Source organism: uncultured Parasphingorhabdus sp., assembly GCF_963975735.1.
GTDB lineage: Bacteria > Pseudomonadota > Alphaproteobacteria > Sphingomonadales > Sphingomonadaceae > Parasphingorhabdus.
Window position 1 is genome coordinate 1 of the sequence record NZ_CAXBIA010000004.1, and the last position, 20,110, is coordinate 20,110.

22 protein-coding genes are annotated in these 20,110 nt (G+C 56.2%); 9 read left to right on the forward strand and 13 right to left on the reverse strand.

What is annotated here, in order from left to right:
• The 3 genes from dcd to AACZ86_RS07160 all read left to right on the forward strand — a co-directional run.
• Positions 1-446, forward strand: a 446-nt coding sequence (gene dcd, locus AACZ86_RS07150) for a dCTP deaminase (RefSeq protein ID WP_339690806.1), incomplete at its 5' end; no start/stop codon positions are given.
• 54 nt (positions 447-500) lie between these two features.
• Positions 501-1,682, forward strand: a complete 1,182-nt coding sequence (locus tag AACZ86_RS07155) for a saccharopine dehydrogenase NADP-binding domain-containing protein (RefSeq protein ID WP_339690807.1) — start codon at positions 501-503, stop codon at positions 1,680-1,682.
• 107 nt (positions 1,683-1,789) lie between these two features.
• Complete coding sequence (locus AACZ86_RS07160) at positions 1,790-2,557, forward strand: metallophosphoesterase family protein (RefSeq protein WP_339690810.1); 768 nt, start codon at positions 1,790-1,792, stop codon at positions 2,555-2,557.
• 82 nt (positions 2,558-2,639) lie between these two features.
• Here AACZ86_RS07160 and AACZ86_RS07165 read toward each other — a convergent pair whose 3' ends face one another.
• Positions 2,640-3,347 (reverse strand): response regulator transcription factor, encoded by a 708-nt coding sequence (locus AACZ86_RS07165; protein ID WP_339690813.1) that lies wholly within the window; start codon positions 3,345-3,347, stop codon positions 2,640-2,642.
• 363 nt (positions 3,348-3,710) lie between these two features.
• Between AACZ86_RS07165 and arfB the strand changes: the two genes are divergently transcribed.
• From arfB to AACZ86_RS07180, 3 genes are all read left to right on the forward strand, one after another.
• Entirely contained in the window at positions 3,711-4,109 is a 399-nt protein-coding gene (gene arfB, locus AACZ86_RS07170; RefSeq protein ID WP_339690814.1) for an alternative ribosome rescue aminoacyl-tRNA hydrolase ArfB, read from the forward strand.
• 252 nt (positions 4,110-4,361) lie between these two features.
• The gene (locus AACZ86_RS07175; RefSeq protein WP_339690816.1) at positions 4,362-4,847 is read left to right on the forward strand and encodes a GAF domain-containing protein; all 486 of its coding nucleotides are present in this window, start codon (positions 4,362-4,364) and stop codon (positions 4,845-4,847) included.
• Positions 4,848-5,008: 161 nt separating this feature from the next.
• Complete coding sequence (locus AACZ86_RS07180) at positions 5,009-6,385, forward strand: RcnB family protein (RefSeq protein ID WP_339690818.1); 1,377 nt, start codon at positions 5,009-5,011, stop codon at positions 6,383-6,385.
• A gap of 96 nt (positions 6,386-6,481) precedes the next feature.
• Here AACZ86_RS07180 and AACZ86_RS07185 read toward each other — a convergent pair whose 3' ends face one another.
• The 4 genes from AACZ86_RS07185 to AACZ86_RS07200 form a co-directional block, all read right to left on the reverse strand.
• Positions 6,482-7,231 (reverse strand): arginyltransferase, encoded by a 750-nt coding sequence (locus tag AACZ86_RS07185; protein ID WP_339690820.1) that lies wholly within the window; start codon positions 7,229-7,231, stop codon positions 6,482-6,484.
• Between the two features lie 165 nt (positions 7,232-7,396).
• Positions 7,397-7,633: a hypothetical protein gene (locus tag AACZ86_RS07190; RefSeq protein ID WP_339690822.1), complete on the reverse strand. Its 237-nt coding sequence runs from the start codon at positions 7,631-7,633 to the stop codon at positions 7,397-7,399.
• Between the two features lie 201 nt (positions 7,634-7,834).
• Complete coding sequence (locus AACZ86_RS07195) at positions 7,835-9,505, reverse strand: amidohydrolase family protein (protein ID WP_339690825.1); 1,671 nt, start codon at positions 9,503-9,505, stop codon at positions 7,835-7,837.
• Positions 9,506-9,520: 15 nt separating this feature from the next.
• Positions 9,521-10,393 (reverse strand): NAD(P)-dependent oxidoreductase, encoded by an 873-nt coding sequence (locus AACZ86_RS07200; protein WP_339690827.1) that lies wholly within the window; start codon positions 10,391-10,393, stop codon positions 9,521-9,523.
• Positions 10,394-10,468: 75 nt separating this feature from the next.
• Between AACZ86_RS07200 and AACZ86_RS07205 the strand changes: the two genes are divergently transcribed.
• Complete coding sequence (locus AACZ86_RS07205) at positions 10,469-11,710, forward strand: threonine ammonia-lyase (protein WP_339690830.1); 1,242 nt, start codon at positions 10,469-10,471, stop codon at positions 11,708-11,710.
• An 87-nt stretch (positions 11,711-11,797) separates the two neighbouring features.
• Here AACZ86_RS07205 and AACZ86_RS07210 read toward each other — a convergent pair whose 3' ends face one another.
• Complete coding sequence (locus AACZ86_RS07210; protein WP_339690832.1) at positions 11,798-12,787, reverse strand: c-type cytochrome; 990 nt, start codon at positions 12,785-12,787, stop codon at positions 11,798-11,800.
• Between AACZ86_RS07210 and AACZ86_RS07215 the strand changes: the two genes are divergently transcribed.
• A complete protein-coding gene (locus AACZ86_RS07215) occupies positions 12,750-13,229 on the forward strand; it encodes a hypothetical protein (RefSeq protein ID WP_339690835.1) in 480 nt (159 codons plus the stop codon). The genes AACZ86_RS07210 and AACZ86_RS07215 overlap by 38 nt on opposite strands.
• Positions 13,230-13,312: 83 nt before the next feature.
• Here the strand turns inward: AACZ86_RS07215 and folP are convergent, their stop codons facing one another.
• Positions 13,313-14,449, reverse strand: coding sequence for a dihydropteroate synthase (gene folP, locus AACZ86_RS07220; protein WP_339690836.1), 1,137 nt, complete (start codon positions 14,447-14,449; stop codon positions 13,313-13,315).
• Position 14,450: 1 nt separating this feature from the next.
• Positions 14,451-15,602: a DNA methyltransferase gene (locus tag AACZ86_RS07225; protein WP_339690837.1), complete on the reverse strand. Its 1,152-nt coding sequence runs from the start codon at positions 15,600-15,602 to the stop codon at positions 14,451-14,453.
• A 332-nt stretch (positions 15,603-15,934) separates the two neighbouring features.
• Between AACZ86_RS07225 and AACZ86_RS07230 the strand changes: the two genes are divergently transcribed.
• On the forward strand, positions 15,935-16,966 hold the full coding sequence (locus AACZ86_RS07230) for an acyl-CoA desaturase (protein WP_339690839.1): 1,032 nt from the start codon (positions 15,935-15,937) through the stop codon (positions 16,964-16,966).
• On the opposite strand, the gene AACZ86_RS07235 is transcribed toward AACZ86_RS07230, so the two are convergent.
• Genes AACZ86_RS07235 through glmM form a run of 5 tightly spaced genes read right to left on the reverse strand, consistent with a single transcriptional unit; the run spans position 16,963 to position 20,039 of the window.
• Positions 16,963-17,520, reverse strand: coding sequence for a ribonuclease HII (locus AACZ86_RS07235; RefSeq protein ID WP_339690841.1), 558 nt, complete (start codon positions 17,518-17,520; stop codon positions 16,963-16,965). The two genes, AACZ86_RS07230 and AACZ86_RS07235, sit on opposite strands and share 4 nt — an antisense overlap.
• A complete protein-coding gene (gene thiD, locus AACZ86_RS07240; RefSeq protein WP_339690844.1) occupies positions 17,517-18,290 on the reverse strand; it encodes a bifunctional hydroxymethylpyrimidine kinase/phosphomethylpyrimidine kinase in 774 nt (257 codons plus the stop codon). Before thiD ends, AACZ86_RS07235 begins: the two co-directional genes overlap by 4 nt.
• A complete protein-coding gene (locus AACZ86_RS07245) occupies positions 18,287-18,478 on the reverse strand; it encodes a hypothetical protein (protein ID WP_339690847.1) in 192 nt (63 codons plus the stop codon). The genes thiD and AACZ86_RS07245 overlap by 4 nt, the downstream gene beginning before the upstream one ends.
• Positions 18,472-18,699, reverse strand: a complete 228-nt coding sequence (locus AACZ86_RS07250) for a DUF1272 domain-containing protein (RefSeq protein ID WP_339690849.1) — start codon at positions 18,697-18,699, stop codon at positions 18,472-18,474. The genes AACZ86_RS07245 and AACZ86_RS07250 overlap by 7 nt, the downstream gene beginning before the upstream one ends.
• Positions 18,699-20,039 (reverse strand): phosphoglucosamine mutase, encoded by a 1,341-nt coding sequence (gene glmM / locus AACZ86_RS07255; protein ID WP_339690851.1) that lies wholly within the window; start codon positions 20,037-20,039, stop codon positions 18,699-18,701. The genes AACZ86_RS07250 and glmM overlap by 1 nt, the downstream gene beginning before the upstream one ends.
• Positions 20,040-20,110 lie beyond the last annotated feature (71 nt).

Below are 20,110 nucleotides of genomic sequence, written 5' to 3' on the forward strand. Positions count from 1 at the left end.
CCTCTTATGGCTATGACGCACGGGTATCGGACGAGTTCAAGATTTTCACCAATGTGAACAACGCCGTTGTCGATCCCAAGAATTTCGCCGAGAATAGTTTCGTCGACCGCAAGACCGACTGCTGCATCATTCCGCCGAACAGTTTCGCGCTGGCCCGGACGGTCGAATATTTCCGGATACCGCGCGATGTGCTGGTCATCTGCCTCGGAAAGTCGACTTATGCCCGTTGCGGGATCATCGTGAATGTCACGCCGCTGGAGCCGGAATGGGAAGGCCATGTCACCCTGGAATTTTCCAACACCAGCCCCCTGCCCGCCAAAATCTACGCCAACGAGGGCGCTTGCCAGTTCCTGTTCCTCAAAGGCAATGAACCCTGCGAGACCAGCTATGCCGACCGTTCCGGTAAATATATGGGCCAAAAAGGTGTGACTCTGGCCAAACTCTAGGCCATAGGCAGGGAAATTAACCCACCGATTAAACAATCTGCAGGAGCGCTCGCTATGTCCGACACACGCGAATTTGATGTCATCATCTATGGTTCAACCGGTTATACGGGCCGCCTTGTCGCCGAATATATGGCGCAGCAATATGGTATCGGCAAAGACGCTCCTAAATGGGCTATGGCAGGCCGCAGCATCGACAAGCTTGAAGAAGTTCGCGATCTCATCGGTGCGCCCAAGGACACGCCGCTGGTTGTGGCTGATTCCGATGATGCCGCGTCGATCGACATGATGGCAAGCCGGACCAAGGTCGTGCTGACCACGGTCGGTCCCTATCAATTATATGGCGACGAACTGGTTGCAGCCTGCGTCAAGAACGGCACCCATTATGTCGACCTGTGCGGCGAGCCCGGGTGGATGCGCGCGATGATCGACAAACATCAGGAAGAAGCTGAAAAGTCGGGCGCACAGATTTGTTTTTCCTGCGGATTTGACTCGATTCCCTTCGATCTCGGCGTGCTGATGCTGCAGCAGGAAATGAGCAAGCGCTTTGCCAAGCCGGCCACCCGCGTCAAGGGACGGGTTCGCGCCATGGAAGGTACATTCTCCGGCGGAACCGCCGCCAGCCTGAAAGAAACAATGAAGGCGATCGCCAAAAATCCCGGCCTTGTCAAAATTCTGGCGAGCAGCTTTGGCCTGACCCCCGGTTTCGAAGGACCGGACCAGCCCAATATGCTGATCCCCAAATATGACAAGACCATCGACAGCTGGGTCGCACCGTTCATCATGGCGGCGATCAACACGAAAAATGTCCACCGGACCAATTTCCTGCTCGACTTCCCCTTCGGCGAAGATTTCAAATATGATGAAATGGTCGTCACCAGCGCAGGTGATCTCGGCAAGCAGGCCGCTGAAATGGTGGCAAAAGCCAACCCCTTCGGTGGTGACGATGCTCCCAAGCCAGGCGAAGGCCCGACCAGGGAACAGCGCGAAAACGGCTATTATGACCTGTTGTTCCTCGGCGAAACCGCAGATGGCGAAACGGCCACTCTATGCGTCAAGGGCGACAAGGATCCCGGCTATGGCTCGACCTCCAAGATGATCGCAGAATCCGCTCTCTGTCTGGCTCAGGACAATATCAAAAAAGGTGGCGGCGTCTGGACCCCGGGCGCGCTGATGGGCAAGAAGCTGGTGCAACGGCTGGAAGACAAGGCCGGTCTCACCTTCACGGTCGAAAGCTGACGATTATCAGCGACCGTTCAGGTTGCTTCATGCAAGAACATCGCCTCGTATAAAATATCGCCTTCGACCCTTGAAACCCGGTTTCTCAGGACAAATTTGTTAGCATCATGCTGAAACGTCTTTTACGCAAAAAAAAGCCAGCGCGGCCGATCGACAGCGCGACCATCCCGGAGGGGCGCCGGGTCTATGCCATTGGCGATGTTCATGGCCGTAACGACCTGTTGAAGAAGCTGCTCGACAAGATCATCAAGGACGATGGCGAGCGGGATAGTGCCGAAAGCGAGATTATCTTCCTCGGTGACCTGATAGACCGGGGTCCCGATAGCGCCGGCGTCATTGATACCGCGATGCAGGCCAGGGACATATTCGGCAATGTCCGCTTCCTGATGGGCAATCACGAAGAAGTCTATCTGGCGGCGGCGGCCGGTGACGAAAAATCTGTCCGCTTCTTCAACCGGATCGGTGGCCGCGAGACGATCTTGAGCTACGAAATCACCATGAAGGAATATATGGAACTGGATATGACGCAATTGGCACAGCGCATTCCCGAACTATTCCCTCAGGACCATATCGACTTTATCGCCGGCTTCGAGGATCAGATCTCCATCGGTGACTATGCCTTTGTCCATGCCGGGATTCGTCCCGGCGTGCCGCTGTCGGAACAGCGTCAGAAAGACCTCCGCTGGATCCGTGAAGAGTTTCTTTCGGCTCAGGAAGCGCACGAAAAGATCATCGTTTACGGACATACGATCAACGATGATGTCGTGGAGACCGGAACCCGCATCGGCATCGATACCGGCGCCTATTATTCGGAAAAGCTGACCGCACTGGCGCTGCAAGGGCCGGAACGCTGGTATCTCGACACCGCGACATAAAAAAATCGGCGGAACCCTTTTGGTTCCGCCGATTTTGGGTCCGGCAATCAGACCAGTTTTTGGGTAGTGAACGCTTCGTAGTTTAGGCGACTTGAGCGGTAGGAGCGGTTTCTTCTTCCATATCCCGAAGAACATAACCACGGCCCCAGACCGTCTCGATATAATTTTCACCACCGCAAGCCAGCGACAGTTTCTTGCGCAGCTTGCAGATAAATACGTCGATAATCTTGAGTTCCGGTTCGTCCATCCCGCCATAAAGATGGTTGAGGAACATTTCCTTGGTGAGCGTCGTTCCCTTTCGGAGGGAGAGCAGCTCGAGCATCGCATATTCCTTGCCGGTCAGATGGACACGATTGCCATCGACTTCGACCGTCTTGGCATCCAGATTGACGGCCAGCTTGCCGGTCCGGATAACGCTTTGCGAATGGCCCTTGGACCGACGCACAACGGCATGGATACGCGCTACCAGTTCGTCGCGATGGAACGGCTTGGTGACATAATCATCGGCACCGAAGCCGAAGCTGCGAACCTTGCTGTCCATCTCGCTGATACCGGAAAGAATGAGAACGGGCGTTTGCACTTTCGCAACGCGCAGCTTCTTGAGCACATCATAACCATGCATGTCCGGCAGGTTAAGATCGAGCAATATGATATCATAATCATAAAGCTTGCCGAGATCGAGGCCCTCTTCGCCCAGATCCGTGGTATAAACGTTAAAACCCTCGGTTGTCAGCATCAGCTCAATCGCTTTTGCGGTCGTTGGTTCGTCTTCAATCAGCAGCACGCGCATCAGGCAGCCCCTTTTTTTATTTACTCGCTCCAGATCGACCACTGTGCCGACCCGATGGATCATTTATTAACCATAAGATCAATGAACGTAAAAGGTTAATTTTTCCCTAAGGCAGGATTCAACAGGAGTCGCGAGGAGTCAAATGACTCTGGAACCCGCAGAAACGAGTCGTTTACGGACTCCCGCCACCCTTCGAAAAAAAATTAACTTTTTGCCGGTTTTGATCCGAAATGATCCGAGATTTTCCGAAATCGACGAGATTTCGTCACGATCTGGCGACAAAAGAAGCGATTTCGATGCCAAATGACGGACTTCGTTAACAAGCTCTGTTGCCCGGCGGTTGATGGCGCTAGGAACGAGAACATGGTTGATATTCCCGAAAGCGCGATCACCGAGACGTTTCTGGCGGCCAGTGGACCTGGTGGCCAGAATGTTAACAAGGTGGCCACTGCGGTCCAGATGCGGGTAAATGTCTACGCACTCGGACTGGAGCCTTATGCGTTTCGCAAACTGAAGACGCTGGCAGGGCGCAAAATGACCACTGGCGGCGAACTGGTGTTCACCGTGCGCGAATATCGCACCCGCGAGGCCAATCGGGCCGAAGCGCGCAGGCGCCTGGCGGAGATGATCGAAGAGGCCTATCAGCGCGACGCCCGCAGGATCAAAACCCGGCCGAGCAGAGCCGCCAAGGCCCGGCGGGTCGACAGCAAAAAGAAAAAGGCTTCGGTCAAGAAGACACGCGGCAAGCCGGGGCTCGACTGAACAGGGTGGCTCGCCTGCCACCAAGAGCTTCACCCAACATATATCTGGCTATGCTGAACGAATATATCCCACATAGAATATCCGGGACGCCAATGAGGTGCTTGCAAGGATCGCGAATGCATCCCATCTAACTGCCTGCAGACCGAAGCGGCCTGTCGCCAGCGTCGACAATGCCACAGGCTGGTTTGCGAAATTTGATCCGGTGACGAAACTTTAAACAGAATAACAGCCTGAAAGGCGGGACGCATAATCATGTTCGACATTGCCATCGATAAAAACCAGCCGGCAGCAGAATTTTATGCTGACCTGACATCATCCGCGTCCGCTGTGGTAAACGGCGAACCGGATGCGATTGCCAATATGGCCAATGTCGCGGCGCTGATCTGGCAATATATGCCGGACCTCAACTGGGCCGGTTTCTATCGCGTGGTAGATGGAGAACTGGTGCTCGGGCCGTTTCAGGGCAAGGTTGCCTGTATCAGGATCGCAATAGGATCTGGCGTTTGCGGCACCGCCGCAGCGTCCGGCCTTGCGCAACGGGTCGCTGATGTCGATGCCTTTCCCGGCCATATTGCCTGCGATGCCGATAGCCGCAGCGAACTGGTCGTACCGATATTGAAAAACGGCGTTGTGATTGGCGTACTAGACCTCGACAGCCCCCTGCCCGACCGTTTTGCTCCCGCCGATGAGGCCGGAATGGTCAAACTGATCGGAGCAATTGCTAATAGCCTTGGTTAACGCCACGGTAACCAATATGCCCCATTTCGATACACCGGCGTAAATCTACTCTATTTTACAAGCCCCTAATGGCCAAAGCCGCCGGAAAATGGTAAACAACTGTTAACCAGATTTCGGTCGAACACGCTCGGTGCGTGCTCGAAACTAGGGAGTTGTTAACCATGAAGACCCTTTTATTTGTTGGCCTTGCCGGTGTTTTGACCACGGCATCAGGATCGGCCAATGCTGCTATCGACTCGGTATCAGCCGATACAACGAGGTCGTCGATTGATCTCTCCTTCGCGTCTTCAACGGCGCTGGCGAACCCGGCACAGGGAACCAGATCAATGCCGCGCATGGGTAATACGCGGCAGATGAAACATATGAGCGGCACACGCCAGATGAAAACCCATCGGCAGGGCGGAAATTTTGTTCGCCAGGGCCGCGTCGGCTATGGCAACGGCTATCGCAAACCGCATCGCGGGTTCCGCCTGCCCCAGACCTATATCCAACCCAGTTATTTCATTGGCAATTTCGGCTATTACGGATTGAGTCAGCCGAGTTTTGGCTATGGCTGGTCGCGCTATTATGACGATGCCGTTCTGACCGACCGCTACGGCGTTGTCCAGGATGCCCGCTACAATGTCGACTGGGACCGTTATAACAAAGGCTATCATGACGGCTATCGCGACGGTCGGGCGACTTATGATCCCGGCGTATTTGCCGGCGACGATCGTGTTCTTGCGACGCCGTCCGCCTACAACAGCAACCAGTCGACCTATCAGGGTGACTGGGACGGCGAATATCGCGAAGACGGCAGTTATCAGGGCGAATGGCAGGGCACCTATCGTGACGCCGAGGGCCGGACATATGAAGGCGAATATTCCGGCACATTCATCGGCGACGCCAACATGGCTCCGCATTGGGGATCTCGCGCGGACCAGAATGCCCGCCCGGAACATTATGTTCCTTATCCGGATGATCGTGGATTTGACAACGAGCGCTCCGAAGAACTGGCCTATCTTGAACAATGCAAGAAAAGCAGCGGTATCGGCGGAGCCATTGTCGGTGGTGCGATTGGCGCGTTCGCGGGCAACCGCATCGCAGGTAGCGGAAACCGTTTGGGTGGATCATTAATCGGTGGTGGCCTTGGCGCAGTCGCCGGAGCGGCGATTGACCAGGGCAGCGATCGTTGCCGCAAGCTGCTCAAGCAACATGGCTATGAACGGCAAGATACGGCGCGATATCCCGCACATCCGCCGGTCCAGCATCATCGGCCACAACCGCCCCAGACCTATCCGGCCTATCCCAGCGGCTGGAACGGACAATATGGTCAGGCCTATTATTATCCGCAGGCCCAACCGATGGTGACAACAATCATCATCCAGTCCGCACCGGTTACGACCACAACAACGACAACCTACATCGAAGAGGAAGTCGTCTATTCCAAGCCGACCTACAAGAAGCAGTGGAAGCCGGCAGCGAAGAAAGTCTGGAAACCGGCACCAAAAGCTGCCCCGCTCAAGGGATGCCAACAGGCCCGCTGCATGTACGACTGATAGGGTCACATATGTAAAAAAAGCCTGCTGACCTCATCCGGTCAGCAGGCTTTTTTTTGACTTGGCTTATGCCGAACCATATCGGTTCGGGGATTATTATTTCGGTGGATCGGCTGGATCATATCTTTCCCAGCCTTCCGGACCAAGCCGCTCGATCGGCCGATATCTGACTTTATATTCCATCTGCGGCGAGCCGTCGACCCAATAGCCGAGATAGACATAAGGCAATCCGGCTGTCCTGGCGCGCAGGATGTGATCCATGATGATATAATTCCCGAGACCGGCGCGCTCGCCATGCTCTGCATCGAAGAAGCTGTAGATCATCGACAGGCCATCGCCCTGTTGATCGGTCAGGCAGGCGCCAACCAGACGCCCCTTGCTACCGTCTGCAGTCGGCTCGCGATATTCGATCATGAAACTCTTGACCGGCGACTGCTCGACCATGTCGGAAAAATCCATCTCGTCCATTTCGGCCATGCCGCCGCCGGGATGGCGTTTGGCGAGATAATTCTGGAGCAGTTGATATTGTTCGTCCGTTGCCCAGGGCTCGCAAGCCTCGACAACCAGATCCTGATTGCGCCGGATGAGTTTTCTCTGGGTCCCGTTGGGACGAAATTCGTCAGCGATAACGCGAACCGAGACGCACGCCTTGCAATCCAGACAACTGGGGCGATAGGCCACATTCTGGCTCCGGCGAAATCCGATCCGCCCAAGCGCATCGTTCAATTCGTCAGTATGGGGGCCGTTGAGTTCGGTAAATACCTTGCGTTCACTCTTGCCGGGCAAATAGGGGCACGGGCTCGGATTGGTTACAAAAAATCGCGGAAAGCGAACGGGTGCAGTCACAATGCCAGCCTTTTGTTGGGTTTTTCAGAATCGGCAGGGACAATATGCAATGCAGGGAACAAAATGAAAAGGTGATTTACCACGTATTTATATATTGATTCCAATGGACCGGCTATAAAAAAACGGGGCGAAAATCGCCCCGTTTCAAATTTATTTTACCAAAGCTCAGGGGCTTGTTGGATCGTCATCGCCATCAGCAATGATGATGATACCAGCGATAACCGCTGCAGCTGCCAGAACCGCGATCAGAATGCCGTTTTCGCCTTCAAGCTTTTCCGAAGACGACGAAGTCGCACCCAGACGTTCAACAGCAGGCGCCGCACTGTTTGCGGCTTGAGCAGCGACAGGAGCCGCTACCAAAGACACTGCTGCGATACCTGCAGCCAATTTACCAAAATTCATAATAATGCTCCAATTAGTCGATTTACAAAGGTCGGAACCCCAAATTTTGGGCTTCCATGCGTCCCAGTGTACTCAAGAGGGCTTCATTACGTCCATCCCTCAGGCCCGACCGATCTATACCAATTGCTGATTCTGCACAACAACAAACACCAATTAAATTCTCAAGTTAGCTTGCTTACAAGCCACTTAGCCTTCCATTTATCATTTCCGGACAAATGCAGGCTTGCCCGCGACCCAGGTCTGGAGGACTTGCATATTTCGAATCTGCGCCGGGGTGGACAGCAGAATATCCCGATCGATAATGAGAAAATCTGCCCGTTTTCCTACTTCAAGGCTGCCGAGGCGATCTTCGGCAAACGCGGCGTAAGCGGCTCCATTTGTATAGGCTTGCCAAGCCTGTTCGCGGCTCAGCCTTTCTTCCGGCATCCATCCACCGAAGGGCTGCCCGGCGGCATCTTCCCGCGTCATCGCGGCGCTCAGTCCGGCAAAGGGATCGGATGATTCGACGGGAACATCCGTACCGAAAGCCAGCCTTGCCCCTGAATCAAGCAAGGATTTCCAGGCATAAGCGCCGTGCAGACGATCCGGCCCGAGCCGCGCTTCCGCCATCAGCCGGTCCGATGTCTGGTGAACAGGCTGCATCGAGGCGATCGACCCGGATGCGGCGAAGCGACCGATGTCGGACGGCTCGACTATCTGGGCATGTTCGATCCGCCAGCGGCGATCGCCCTTATATGTCGCCTGCAATTCCTCGATAGCGGACAGGACTTCGTCATTTCCCTTGTCACCGATGGCATGCACCGCGATCTGGAAACCATCCATGGCCGCCCGGCTCATCTTGTTTTTCAGCTGCGCCGACGTCAGCATAGCCAGCCCGCTTTCCTTGGGCCTGTCAGCATAAGGCGCCTTTAACAGGGCGCCACGCGATCCCAGTGCACCATCCATATAAAGCTTTACGCCGGCCAGCTTGAGATGATCGTCATATAGCCAAGGCGATGGCCCGGGACCGGCTATGGCAATCATATTATCAATACCGGCAGCATAAGAGACGATGCGGATTTTCAACTGGCCGGCATCGCCCGCCCGGCGAAAGCTCTGCCAGTCCTGCATCGTCGTGCCCATGTCCGCAATCGAGGTAACCCCGTTGGCGAGCAATATATCCTGCGCCTTGCCGAGCGCCAGATCATTTTCCACCGGTCTGGGAGCGGGAATGGCCTCTCCGAATAACTCCATCGCCGTATCGACGAAGATTCCGGTTGGATTGCCGCCGGCCTTCTCGATGGTTCCCCCAGAAGGAGATTTGCTTGAAGCAGTAATGCCCGCCGCCTTCATCGCCGTACCATTGACCCAGGCCGCATGACCGTCGACCCGCGACAGGAATACCGGACGGTCCGGGACGATCGCATCCAGTTCTGCTGCGGTGGGAAAGCGGCCCAGTCCCCAGACCTCCTGATTCCATCCATTGCCGATGATCCATTGCCGGTTCGGATTGGCCGCCGCATATCGCGCGATCTTGGCAAGCGCTTCTGCCAGAGACTTGGTGCCGGACAGATCCAGCGTCAGCGCCCCGAAGCCCATGCCCATGACATGGCCGTGAGCATCGAAAAAGCCGGGGATCAATGTCTGGCCCTTGCCGTCAAACTGGAAGTCGACCTCGCGCGGGCGTTTGTCCCGACGGTCGAGCAGCTGCTTGACCCGGCCATCGTCATCGATAACCATCGCGGCGAAGCGGACGATCTTGCCCTCGCTGTCGAGGGTCATGCCGTTGACATTCTCGATCAGACTGTCGGCACGGGCAACTGAGGGCAGAAGAAATAGCGTACCCGCAATCAAACCCAGTGCCGCGCCACAATTTTTCAGCCAACCGGCCATATCAACTACCTTTGTCTATTTTCTTTTCGGGAGGCGCGACACGAGCGAGCTCGTGTCATTGCGTCCGCCGCCGGCGGCCTGCACTTCTGCGTAAAACTGGTCGACCAGTGCCGCCACCGGGATGGTTGCGCCATTGGTCCGCGCTTCCTCGATCGCCAGTCCCAGATCCTTGCGCATCCAGTCGACAGCAAAGCCGAAATCGAATTTGTCCTGCGCCATGGTCGCCCAGCGATTGTCCATCTGCCAGCTTTGCGCCGCACCGCCCGAGATCGCCTCGTGGACTTTGTCCAGATCGAGCTGGCTGGCCTGGGCGAAGCGCAGCGCTTCCGACAGGCCTTCGAGGACCCCGGCAATCGCGATCTGGTTGCACATTTTTGTCGTCTGTCCGGCGCCGGTCCGTCCGACATGGACGATCCGTCCGGCATAAGCCGACATCACCGGCTCGGCTGCGGCAAAGGCCTCCTCGCTGCCGCCGCACATGATCGACAATGTGCCATTTTCCGCACCGGCCTGGCCTCCGGAAACCGGAGCGTCGACAACATGGATGGCCCGGCCTTCGGCTTCGACCGCCAATTGCCGCGCGATTCTTGCGGAAACGGTGGTATGGTCGATGAACAGGGAACCCGATTCCATGGTCGAAAAGGCACCGTCCCGCCCCATCGTGACAGAGGCCAGATCGTCGTCATTGCCGACGCAGGTAATCACAATCTGCTTGTCGCGGGCCGCTGCTGCCGGGTTCTCGGCCAGCGTCCCGCCATATTGCGCAACCCAGGATTCCGCCTTGGACCTGGTGCGATTATAGACCGTGAGCGCATGCCCTGCTTTGGCCAGATGACCCGCTATGGGACCGCCCATCACGCCCATCCCGATAAATCCGATATTTGCCATAGATCTCCCTAACCGTTGGAACGGCCATAATCATTGTTTCCCTCGATGGCCAGATGCGTTAGGGGCACAGGCGATATGAATGATATGCAGAAATCCGCCCTTCCCTCCTTCGATTTCGAGGATGTGAAAGCGGCGCACGACCGGATCAAGGGCCGGGTCGTCCACACCCCGACGCTGAAAAGCATCACCCTGTCAGAGCTCAGCGGCGCCGAAGTCTTTCTCAAATTCGAGAATCTTCAGTTTACCGCTGCCTATAAGGAACGCGGTGCGCTCAACGCCCTGCTGCTGATGGACGAGAGCAAGCGCAAGGCTGGCGTGATCGCCGCCTCGGCCGGCAACCACGCTCAGGGTCTCGCCTATAATGCAAAGAATCTGGGCATACCGGCGACGATCGTCATGCCGAGCACGACACCGATGGTGAAGGTCGAACAGACCCGCGGCCATGGCGCCGAGATCGTAATTTTCGGCAGCAATTATGATGAAGCCTATGCGCATGCCATGCTGCTCTCCGATCAGCGCGGCCTCACCTATATCCACGCTTTTGATGACCCGCATGTTGCGGCCGGTCAGGGAACCGTAGCGATCGAAATGCTCGAAGCCATTCCCGATCTGGACCGGATGATCATACCCATCGGCGGCGGCGGATTATTTTCCGGCATGGCAACCGCGGCATCTGCGATCAAACCGGATATCAAGATGACCGGCGTGCAGGCAGCGCTTTATCCCAGCATGTACGCCAAACTGAACGGAAAAACCCTGACGGCCGGAGGCGATACACTGGCCGAAGGCATTGCCGTGCGCAATCCTTCCGAATTCACCGCCGCGATCATCAAGAAATATGTCGACGAAATATTGCTGGTCAGCGAAGCGGAACTGGAAGGCGCGGTCAGCCTGTTGCTGCAGATCGAAAAGACAGTCGTCGAAGGTGCCGGCGCTGCCGGCCTTGCCGCATTGCTGAGCAACAAGGAAAAATTCAGGGGCGAGAAGGTCGGTCTCGTATTGTGCGGTGGCAATATCGATACCCGCCTGCTGGCCAATGTCCTGCTCCGCGATCTCGCCCGCTCGGGCCGCCTGGCGCGGCTGCGTCTGCATCTCCGCGACCAGCCCGGCGCGCTTTACAATGTGGTCAAGCAATTTGCCGAGCATGAGGTCAATATCATCGAAGTCTATCACCAGCGGGTTTTTACCAACCTGCCGGCCAAGGGGCTGATCACCGACATCGAATGCGAAGCAAAAGACCGCGAACAGCTGGAAGACCTGATCGCCGACCTCAACAAGTCCGGCTATGACGTCCGGCAGGTCGAACTGGCCGATTGAGCGATTGAACCAATGTCTGCTTTGGGGGCGAAAGACGAAATTATTGATATGTCGTCTTTATTTCCGCTACCGCCCCAAATGCGGAAATCACGGCTCGAGCTGAGCAACCCGACGAAGGTATCCATGAACAGCCGCTATTTCGGCATCAGAAAAGTGCTTGTATCGGCCAAGGGCAACTTCGCTCATTAAGCTGACATCCCGTTCACCGATTGCCTTGCCGTCGCGCAACAGGTGGCGGAATTGATCAATGTCGTAGGCGGCGACTATCCTCAGGTCGGGACGCATGGTTGCTTCTGGGTAAGGCTGTCCTCCTCTCAGATTCAGCCCATGACATTCCGCGCAAGTAGCCCTCACAATATACCGACCGAGCGCGTGCGCTTTGCCCGCGTCTGGCGGCCAGATAGCCCCTTTTTTTGCCACTTCGGCTCTTGAGGACGTGTATGCGCCAGAAGCGAGCTCCAGCCGAGCAGCTTCCTCGAATACTGGCTCATCATGCACTGGGCCTTCGGCAGTTTTACTGCGCAAGAAGGCGATGACGGCGGACATGTCCTCCTTGGACAGCTGGGCGAAAATTTGGGATGGCATCTCCCATAACTCGCGATCAGCGCGCGCTCCGCTCCGGATGATCTTTGCAAGCTCCGCATCCGTATAGCGCGCAACGGATCTCGTCAGATTGGCGGTCCATAGATTGACGAATCCTGGCTCGCTCCAATCCTCTCCTGTCAGGTTCGAACCATGGCAACCAGTGCAACCCAGAACATCTGCAACCCGCTCGCCGTGGGCCACCAAGTTGGCAGACACCCGTTCAAACTGGGCGGTGTCTTCGACAGGGTTTTGCTCGCGCTGATCCGTGCAAGAGGTACTGAAAAGGACGACAACCACGAAGAGCCAGTTGATGTGCATCTCATCCATCTCCTGCTGTGCAATCTGCAAACTAGGGCGTAGAACTGCTACGTCGGCAAACGACTCAATTGCCACCATTTTGGCATTTTGGTATATTATAGAAAAAGGGCGAGGGTCTATGTTTATCCCAGTTTGGTTGATTGTCATTGCCTCTATTTTTACTGCATTTTTCATTGCATGGAGCATACTTGCAGCAAACGGGCGCAACCCGTTGCCTTTTCCAGATCGGGGCTCGCATATTTTTGCCGCCGCCTCGCCCGAGGCTAAAGATATCCTTGTGGCATTGCTTGCTACGCATGGAGTGCGTGAGCGCTTTCAGATGGACAGCAGTGGCATTCAGCGTTCGATCTTGTGGGATGGCACTATCATAAACTTTTCGCCTCAAGATGTCTTAGACAAGCTCGAGGGGGCGACTTCCTGCATCGGATTGGTCAGCGACAATCCGGAAAGAGCCGCAAATGCCGCAGCAGAATTTCTAAAATCTCGAGGCTTCGATGCGAAAGTCGTGACCGATGCCGAACCAAATCTGCCAATCGCTTTCGTTCTGACCAGCGCATTTTCCGGGACAGCGATCAACTTTCGCAAACATGTTACGAAGATGCCGCGCCCGAGTTAATCGATTGTCCGCTTCCCACCCAATTGCCGCCATCCAACAAAACCACGGCCGCCGTCCGCTTTCCGGATATTGCGGAGTCCAGTCTAAACCGGCGCAGTAACCCCGGCATCGCGCATCCCGCGCCAGACCTGCAGCGCCTGCACCGTTTCCGGCACATCATGCACCCGGACGATTTGTGCGCCCTGCTGGATCGCGTGGTGGGCGAAGGCGATTGAACCGCCCAGGCGTTGATCGACCGGTGCTTCCTTGGACAAGGCGCCGATCATCCGCTTGCGACTGGCGCCGATCAGCAAGGGCTGACCGAGCGTATGAAACATCGCGATATTGTTCATCAGGGCGAGATTGTCGGCCAGCGACTTGCCAAAGCCGAGGCCCGGATCGACAATGATCTTCTCGCGCTCGAAGCCCGCAGCGACGACATCGGCGATCCTCTGTTCGAGCCAATCGAGCGTATCGGTGACAATATTGCCATATCCGTCGCTTTTATGCGGGTTTTTGCCGCTTGAGGGCGCGTGCATGAGCACAACCGGACGGCCGGAAATACCGGCCACTTCAAGCGACCGTTTGTCGTGCAACAGGGCGGAAACGTCGTTGATCAAATGCGCGCCCGCCGCAATCGCCGCTTCCATGACCGCCGCCTTGCGCGTGTCGATGGATATAACGGCGCCGCAATGGGCCAGCCTCTCGATCACCGGCACCACGCGTTTGATCTCGTCGCCTTCCCATACCGGGTTCGCGCCGGGGCGGGTGCTTTCCCCGCCGATATCGAGGATAGACGCGCCGGCAACCGCCATCGCGAGGCCCGCTTCGGCCGCCTTTTCCGGATCATCCTGATGCTTGCCGCCGTCGGAAAAACTGTCGGGCGTGATATTCAATATGCCCATGACATGCGGCTGGTCGAACCGGATCGTCCGGTCGCCACATTCCAGCGCAACATGTTGCCGCGTCAGATTGGCAAATTGCGCCGCCGCACGCTCGGCCAGCCGCTCCGGAAGGGCTTTTGACCATTCCGGCCATTGGGTGACATTCACCAGCCCCCGAAGGTTCGGCTTTCCGGCTTCAATAACCAGATATTCTATCTGAGAAAACCAAGTTAAACTATTGTTTAAACGTTGGTTTTTACCATCATGCCATTGTGGACTGTCGACCAGTCCAACAGGCTTCAGATAGAGTCTGGCATCCGCTCCACATGCTTCCAAATCTTCCAATGGCGCGCCCATATCAGGGTTCAGTAGCCAGCAAATAGGTCTGGCGGAGATTGTCGATCGGCTTCAGCGTCTTGCCGTCATCATAATACCAGTAGGTCCAGCCATTGCAGCTCGGCGCATCCTGTACAGTCGCACCGATCTTGTGGATCGAGCCTTCCTGTCCTTCCCAGAGCACCGAGCCATCGGCCCGCACTTTGACCTTGAACTTGCGGTTCTTGCTGCACAATTCGTCCCCGGGCTTCAGATAGCCGGTCTCGACCAATGTGCCGAACGCAACCCTTGGCTTGGATTTCGGCGACTGCATGGTCTTCAGCGAGCTTTCATCGAGCGGCAGCGCTTCGGCGATCCGCTGTTCCGCGACTTCGCAATAGCTGTCCTCTTTCTCGCAACCGATCCATTCGCGTCCCAGTCGTTTGGCAACCGCGCCGGTCGTGCCGGTGCCGAAAAACGGGTCGAGCACAACATCGCCGGGATTGGTGGTCGCCAGCATGATGCGATACAGCAACGCTTCCGGCTTCTGCGTCGGATGCGCCTTGCTGCCGTTGCGTTTCAGCCGTTCCTGGCCGCCGCAAATCGGCATGACCCAGTCGCTGCGCATCTGCAATTCATCGTTGAGATTCTTCATCGCCCGATAGTTAAATGTATATTTCGCCTTTTCCGACTTTGATGCCCAGATCAGGGTCTCGTGCGCATTGGTGAAGCGCGTTCCCTTGAAATTCGGCATCGGATTGGCCTTGCGCCAGATGATGTCGTTGAGGATCCAGTAGCCGAGATCCTGCAATGTAGCGCCGACCCGGAAAATATTATGGTAGCTGCCGATAACCCAGAGGGAACCGTCGGGCTTCAATATGCGGCGCGCTTCCGCGAGCCAGGCCTTGGTGAAGGCATCATAGGCGGCAAAGCTGTCAAAATGGTCCCAGGCATCATCCACGGCATCCACCTGCCCGCCTTCGGGACGGAACAGATCTCCACCCAGTTGCAGATTATAGGGAGGGTCAGCAAACACCATATCAACCGATGCATCCGGCAGGGACGCCATGGCTTCGATGCAATCCATCTTCAATATCTGCCCCAATGGCAGATCGACAGCCTTCTTTGCGGTGCGTGTTGCAGCGCGTGATGCGGTGCGTGCTTTGGGCGCGTGAATGCGCTCGATAATCCCCATGAAACTCTATTCCTTTTTCCAACAGCGCTAACGGTGAGTCCGAAATGGCCGGCGGTCAAGGCCGTTAACATAGGTTAAAGGCGTATCTTTATGGTTAACAGAAATTTGAGCAGGAGAACGAAACGAGTCCGTCACCAGATATGGAGTCAGAGCCGCAAAGCGAGACTCAATCCCTAGTGGTGTGACGGAAAAGACTCTGTCCGGAAAATATATTTGATTTTTTTCGGGAATTTGCCCGAGTTCAAATTTGGTTCCCAAAAAGGAGCGCTCCGGCTATATGCTGGATAAGCAGATTAGCTCCAAAGTGTAACATTACAGGGGTCGGAAAACAGATGGCGCGCAATTTTCGCGATAAATATCAGCAAGAAAACGGCATTTCTCAGCAAAGCGACGAACCCCGGCCCCATCCCGGCGTCATAGTCGGCGGCGAGGCTGGACGCGAGAAACGCAGGGAATATGCGATTGTTTTCGGATCCAAGATTTTCGGATCGATCGCTGCGGTCTGGTATATGTTCACTTATGATACCGGCTGGGTCGAATGGTCGGCCTTCATCGCCGGATATATCATATTGATGCTCGGCATCGTGCTCGGCTTTCACCGCTATTATTCGCACAAGGCCTTCGAAACATCGGTACCGATGCAATATATACTCGGCGCAATGGCGCAAATGTCGATCCAGTCTTCGGTATTGCGCTGGGCCACCGACCACCGGCGTCACCACGCCCATAGCGATGAAATCGGCGACGTGCACAGCCCGTGGCTCGATGGCCGGGGTCGCAAGACAAGCCGGTTGAAGGGCATGTTCCACTCGCACTTCGGCTGGTTCATGGACGATTGCGTCACCGACACCAGCATCTATGGCAAGGGTCTTGCCGACAATGATGTCGTGCTCTGGCTGCACAAGACGCGCTGGTACTGGCTGATCTTCTCGCTGATCATCTTTCCGGGCATCTGGGGCCTTGCCTTTGGCGGCTGGGACCATGTCATCAGCACGATCCTGATCGGTGGCTATTTCCGGACCTTCGTCGTCCTGCAGATCACTTTGGGGATTTCCAGCTACGCCCATGTCGTCGGATCACAACGTCACACCAAGGGCGTCGGCACTGCCAAGAACAGCTTCATTTTCTCGCTGCTGACCTTCGGTGAGGGCTGGCACAACAATCATCACAAACATCCGCGCGCCAGTTTTCAGGGCATGGCATGGTGGGAGATCGATATCGCCGGCTATGTCCTGCTGCTGCTGGAGAAAATGGGCCTGGTCTGGAACGTCACCCGCCAACCCAAATATATCAAAAGCGAAAGCGGCGAATGGGTTTTGGCAGAGCGCAAGATCGCGCCAAAGCCGGCAGAGGCGGAAGCCTAGAGCAATTCCATCTGGGACACCGGAGCAAAGCTGCGCCGGTGGAGGGGCGTCGGGCCATATTCTCGTAACGCCGCCAGATGCTCCGCCGTGCCATAGCCCTTGTTCCGCTCCCAGCCATATTGCGGATATTCTTCAGCCGCGGCGATCATCAACCGGTCGCGAAATTCCTTTGCGAGGATCGAGGCAGCAGAAATGCAGGGATGGATCGCATCTCCGCCGATCACCGCTTCGGCTGAATAGCGCCACTTGGGCAAGCGGTTGCCATCGACCAGCACATGACGGGGCACATCATCCAGACCTTCGACAGCCCGTGTCATCGCCAGCATCGTCGCCTGGAGGATGTTGATATCGTCAATCTCGATCTCGGAACATTGCGCCACCGAAAAACGGGCGCAATCGAGGATTTCCAGTTCCAGTCGAGCGCGTTTTCTAGCGGTCAGCTTCTTGCTGTCATCCAGTCCGATGATGTTGTGACCATCGGGCAGGATTACCGCAGCAGCCACGACCGGGCCAGCAAGCGGCCCCCTGCCCACTTCATCCACACCTGCGATCATCGATCATCGTCCTGAAAATCGGTAACAAATTGATGGCCGAGCGGACCGCTGCCTTGGCCAAGCCCCGGTGCTTCCAATATCGCGATCCGCGTGAACGAAATCGCCTGTTCAAATGCCGCTTCAAGCGCCATCCCGCTGCCCAGTCCGCAAGCCAGTGCGCTGGCAAAGGTGCAGCCGGTGCCGTGGGTTTCGCTGGTATCCAGCCTCTTGCCCTCGATCCGCCTGATCAGTCCGGTCGGCGCATATAGTTCATCGACAACCACAGCGCCGTCACCATGACCACCCTTGATGACGAGATGGCAGCCGTGTCCCAGGATCTCGTCCCTGCCACCCAATGCCTTCAGCTCGGGCAAATTCGGCGTGACGACAGAAGCAATGTCCATCAATGCGCCAAAGGCCGCGATCGTGTCGGCGTCCGCCAATGTACTGCCACTGGTCGCGACCATCACCGGGTCAAAGACGACCGCGATGCTGAGCTTATCAAGATATTGCGCCACCGCCCGCGCCGCATCGGCGCTGCCGATCATGCCGATCTTGACCGCATCGACGCCGATGTCGCTGACAACGGATTCGATCTGGTCCAGTATCATCGCGGTGGGTATTTGATGAACCGCCTGGACGCCCAGCGTATTCTGCGCAGTGATCGCGGTGATCGCCGTCATCGCATGGCCGCCCAGCATGGTGATCGTCTTGATATCCGCCTGTATGCCCGCGCCGCCGCCGCTGTCGGAACCGGCGATCGACAATATCCGTGGGCATTTTCCGGTCACAGGAACAGCGGCCCGACCTGGACGATCAGGAACCATTCAAGCGCCCCGGCAATCAGGAGGATCAATATCCAGAACCGCCGGAAAAACCCGCGCGCAAAAAAGAAAAGGACCAGCGTCACCAGCACCGGCAGGATCAGACCAATGACCACAATGGTTCTGGCATCCATCGCATCGAGAAAGCTCAGCATCTATATTTCCGTTCGGTAGAAGCAGGATATTTCTCCAGCAGCTCCGCTGAACGGGTCGGCCGGGCTTTCAATATACCACCGCAATTGGGGCAGATATTGTGGAGCTTTTCGCTGTTACAATTTTCACAAAATGTACATTCAAAACTGCAGATCAGCGCGCCAGCTTGCTCGGCTGGCAAATCCTTGCCAAAGCTTTCGCAATCGGGACGCATCGCCAGCATCAGCGAGCCACTTCCTCGACAACGGCGCAAATCCGGTCGACGACTGCGTTGACCTGAACTTCATCATCACCCTCTGCCATCACCCTTATCAGCGGTTCGGTTCCCGATTTGCGGATCAGAAGGCGGCCGGAACCTTCCAGTTCCTTTTCCGCTTCCGCGATCACAGCCTTGACCTTCTCGCTGTCGAGCGGCTGGCCGCTACTATAGCGGACATTCTTGAGCAGTTGCGGAACCGGATCAAACAGGTGCAGCAATTCGCTGGCCGGCTTGCCGCTTTCGACCAGTTGCCCCAATACCTGCAAGGCGGCCACCGTGCCGTCGCCGGTGGTGCCGTGGTCCAGCAGGATCATGTGGCCGGACTGCTCCCCGCCGACATTATAACCGCCCTTTTTCATCTCTTCGAGAACATAGCGGTCACCGACATTCGCCCGCACCAGATCCAGATTTTGAGACTTCAGAAACCGTTCCAGCCCGAGATTGGACATCACCGTCGCGACGATGCCGTCACCGCGCAACAAGCCGTCGCGGCTCCAGCTCGACCCGATCAATGCCATAAGCTGATCACCGTCCACGACCTGTCCTTTTTCATCGACAACGATCAGACGGTCGGCGTCTCCATCCAGCGCAATGCCGATATGGGCGCCGGAAGAGACCACGGTTTCCTGCAATATGGCCAAGTCAGTCGAGCCGCATTTGTCATTGATATTCAGACCATTGGGATTGATCCCCAAACTGACAACCTCGGCCCCCAATTCCCAGAATGCAGAAGGCGCCACCTGATAAGCCGCGCCATTGGCACAGTCGCAAACGATTTTCAGGCCATCCAGTCTGATATGGTCCGGCAGCGACATTTTGACGGCATGGATATAGCGGCCGCGGGCGTCTTCAAATCTTTTTGCGCGGCCAATATCCGCCGGCTCCGCCAATTTCGTCTCTTCCTCAAGATAAGCCTCGATCTTGAGTTCGTCTTCATCCGACAGCTTGAACCCGTCGGGGCCGAATAATTTTATACCATTGTCATAATAGGGGTTGTGGCTGGCCGATATCATCACCCCGAGATCGGCGCGCATTGACCGCGTCAGCAAAGCCACCGCAGGCGTTGGCATGGGACCAACCTGCACGACATCCATGCCGACACTGGTAAAACCGGCAACCAGCGCATTTTCCATCATATAGCCCGATAGCCTGGTGTCCTTGCCGATCACAACGCGATGCTTGTGATCTCCGCGCAGAAAATGCCGTCCGGCGGCCTGCCCTACTTTCATGGCGATTTCGGCGGTCATCGGGTGCTTGTTGGTCAGGCCGCGGATACCGTCGGTACCGAAAAATTTCTTGGTCATATAAACTCACATCCCAAAATGGTCAGGCCCTGTTCCGCACGTCTCTAGCCCATCAAACCGGCGGAAACCAA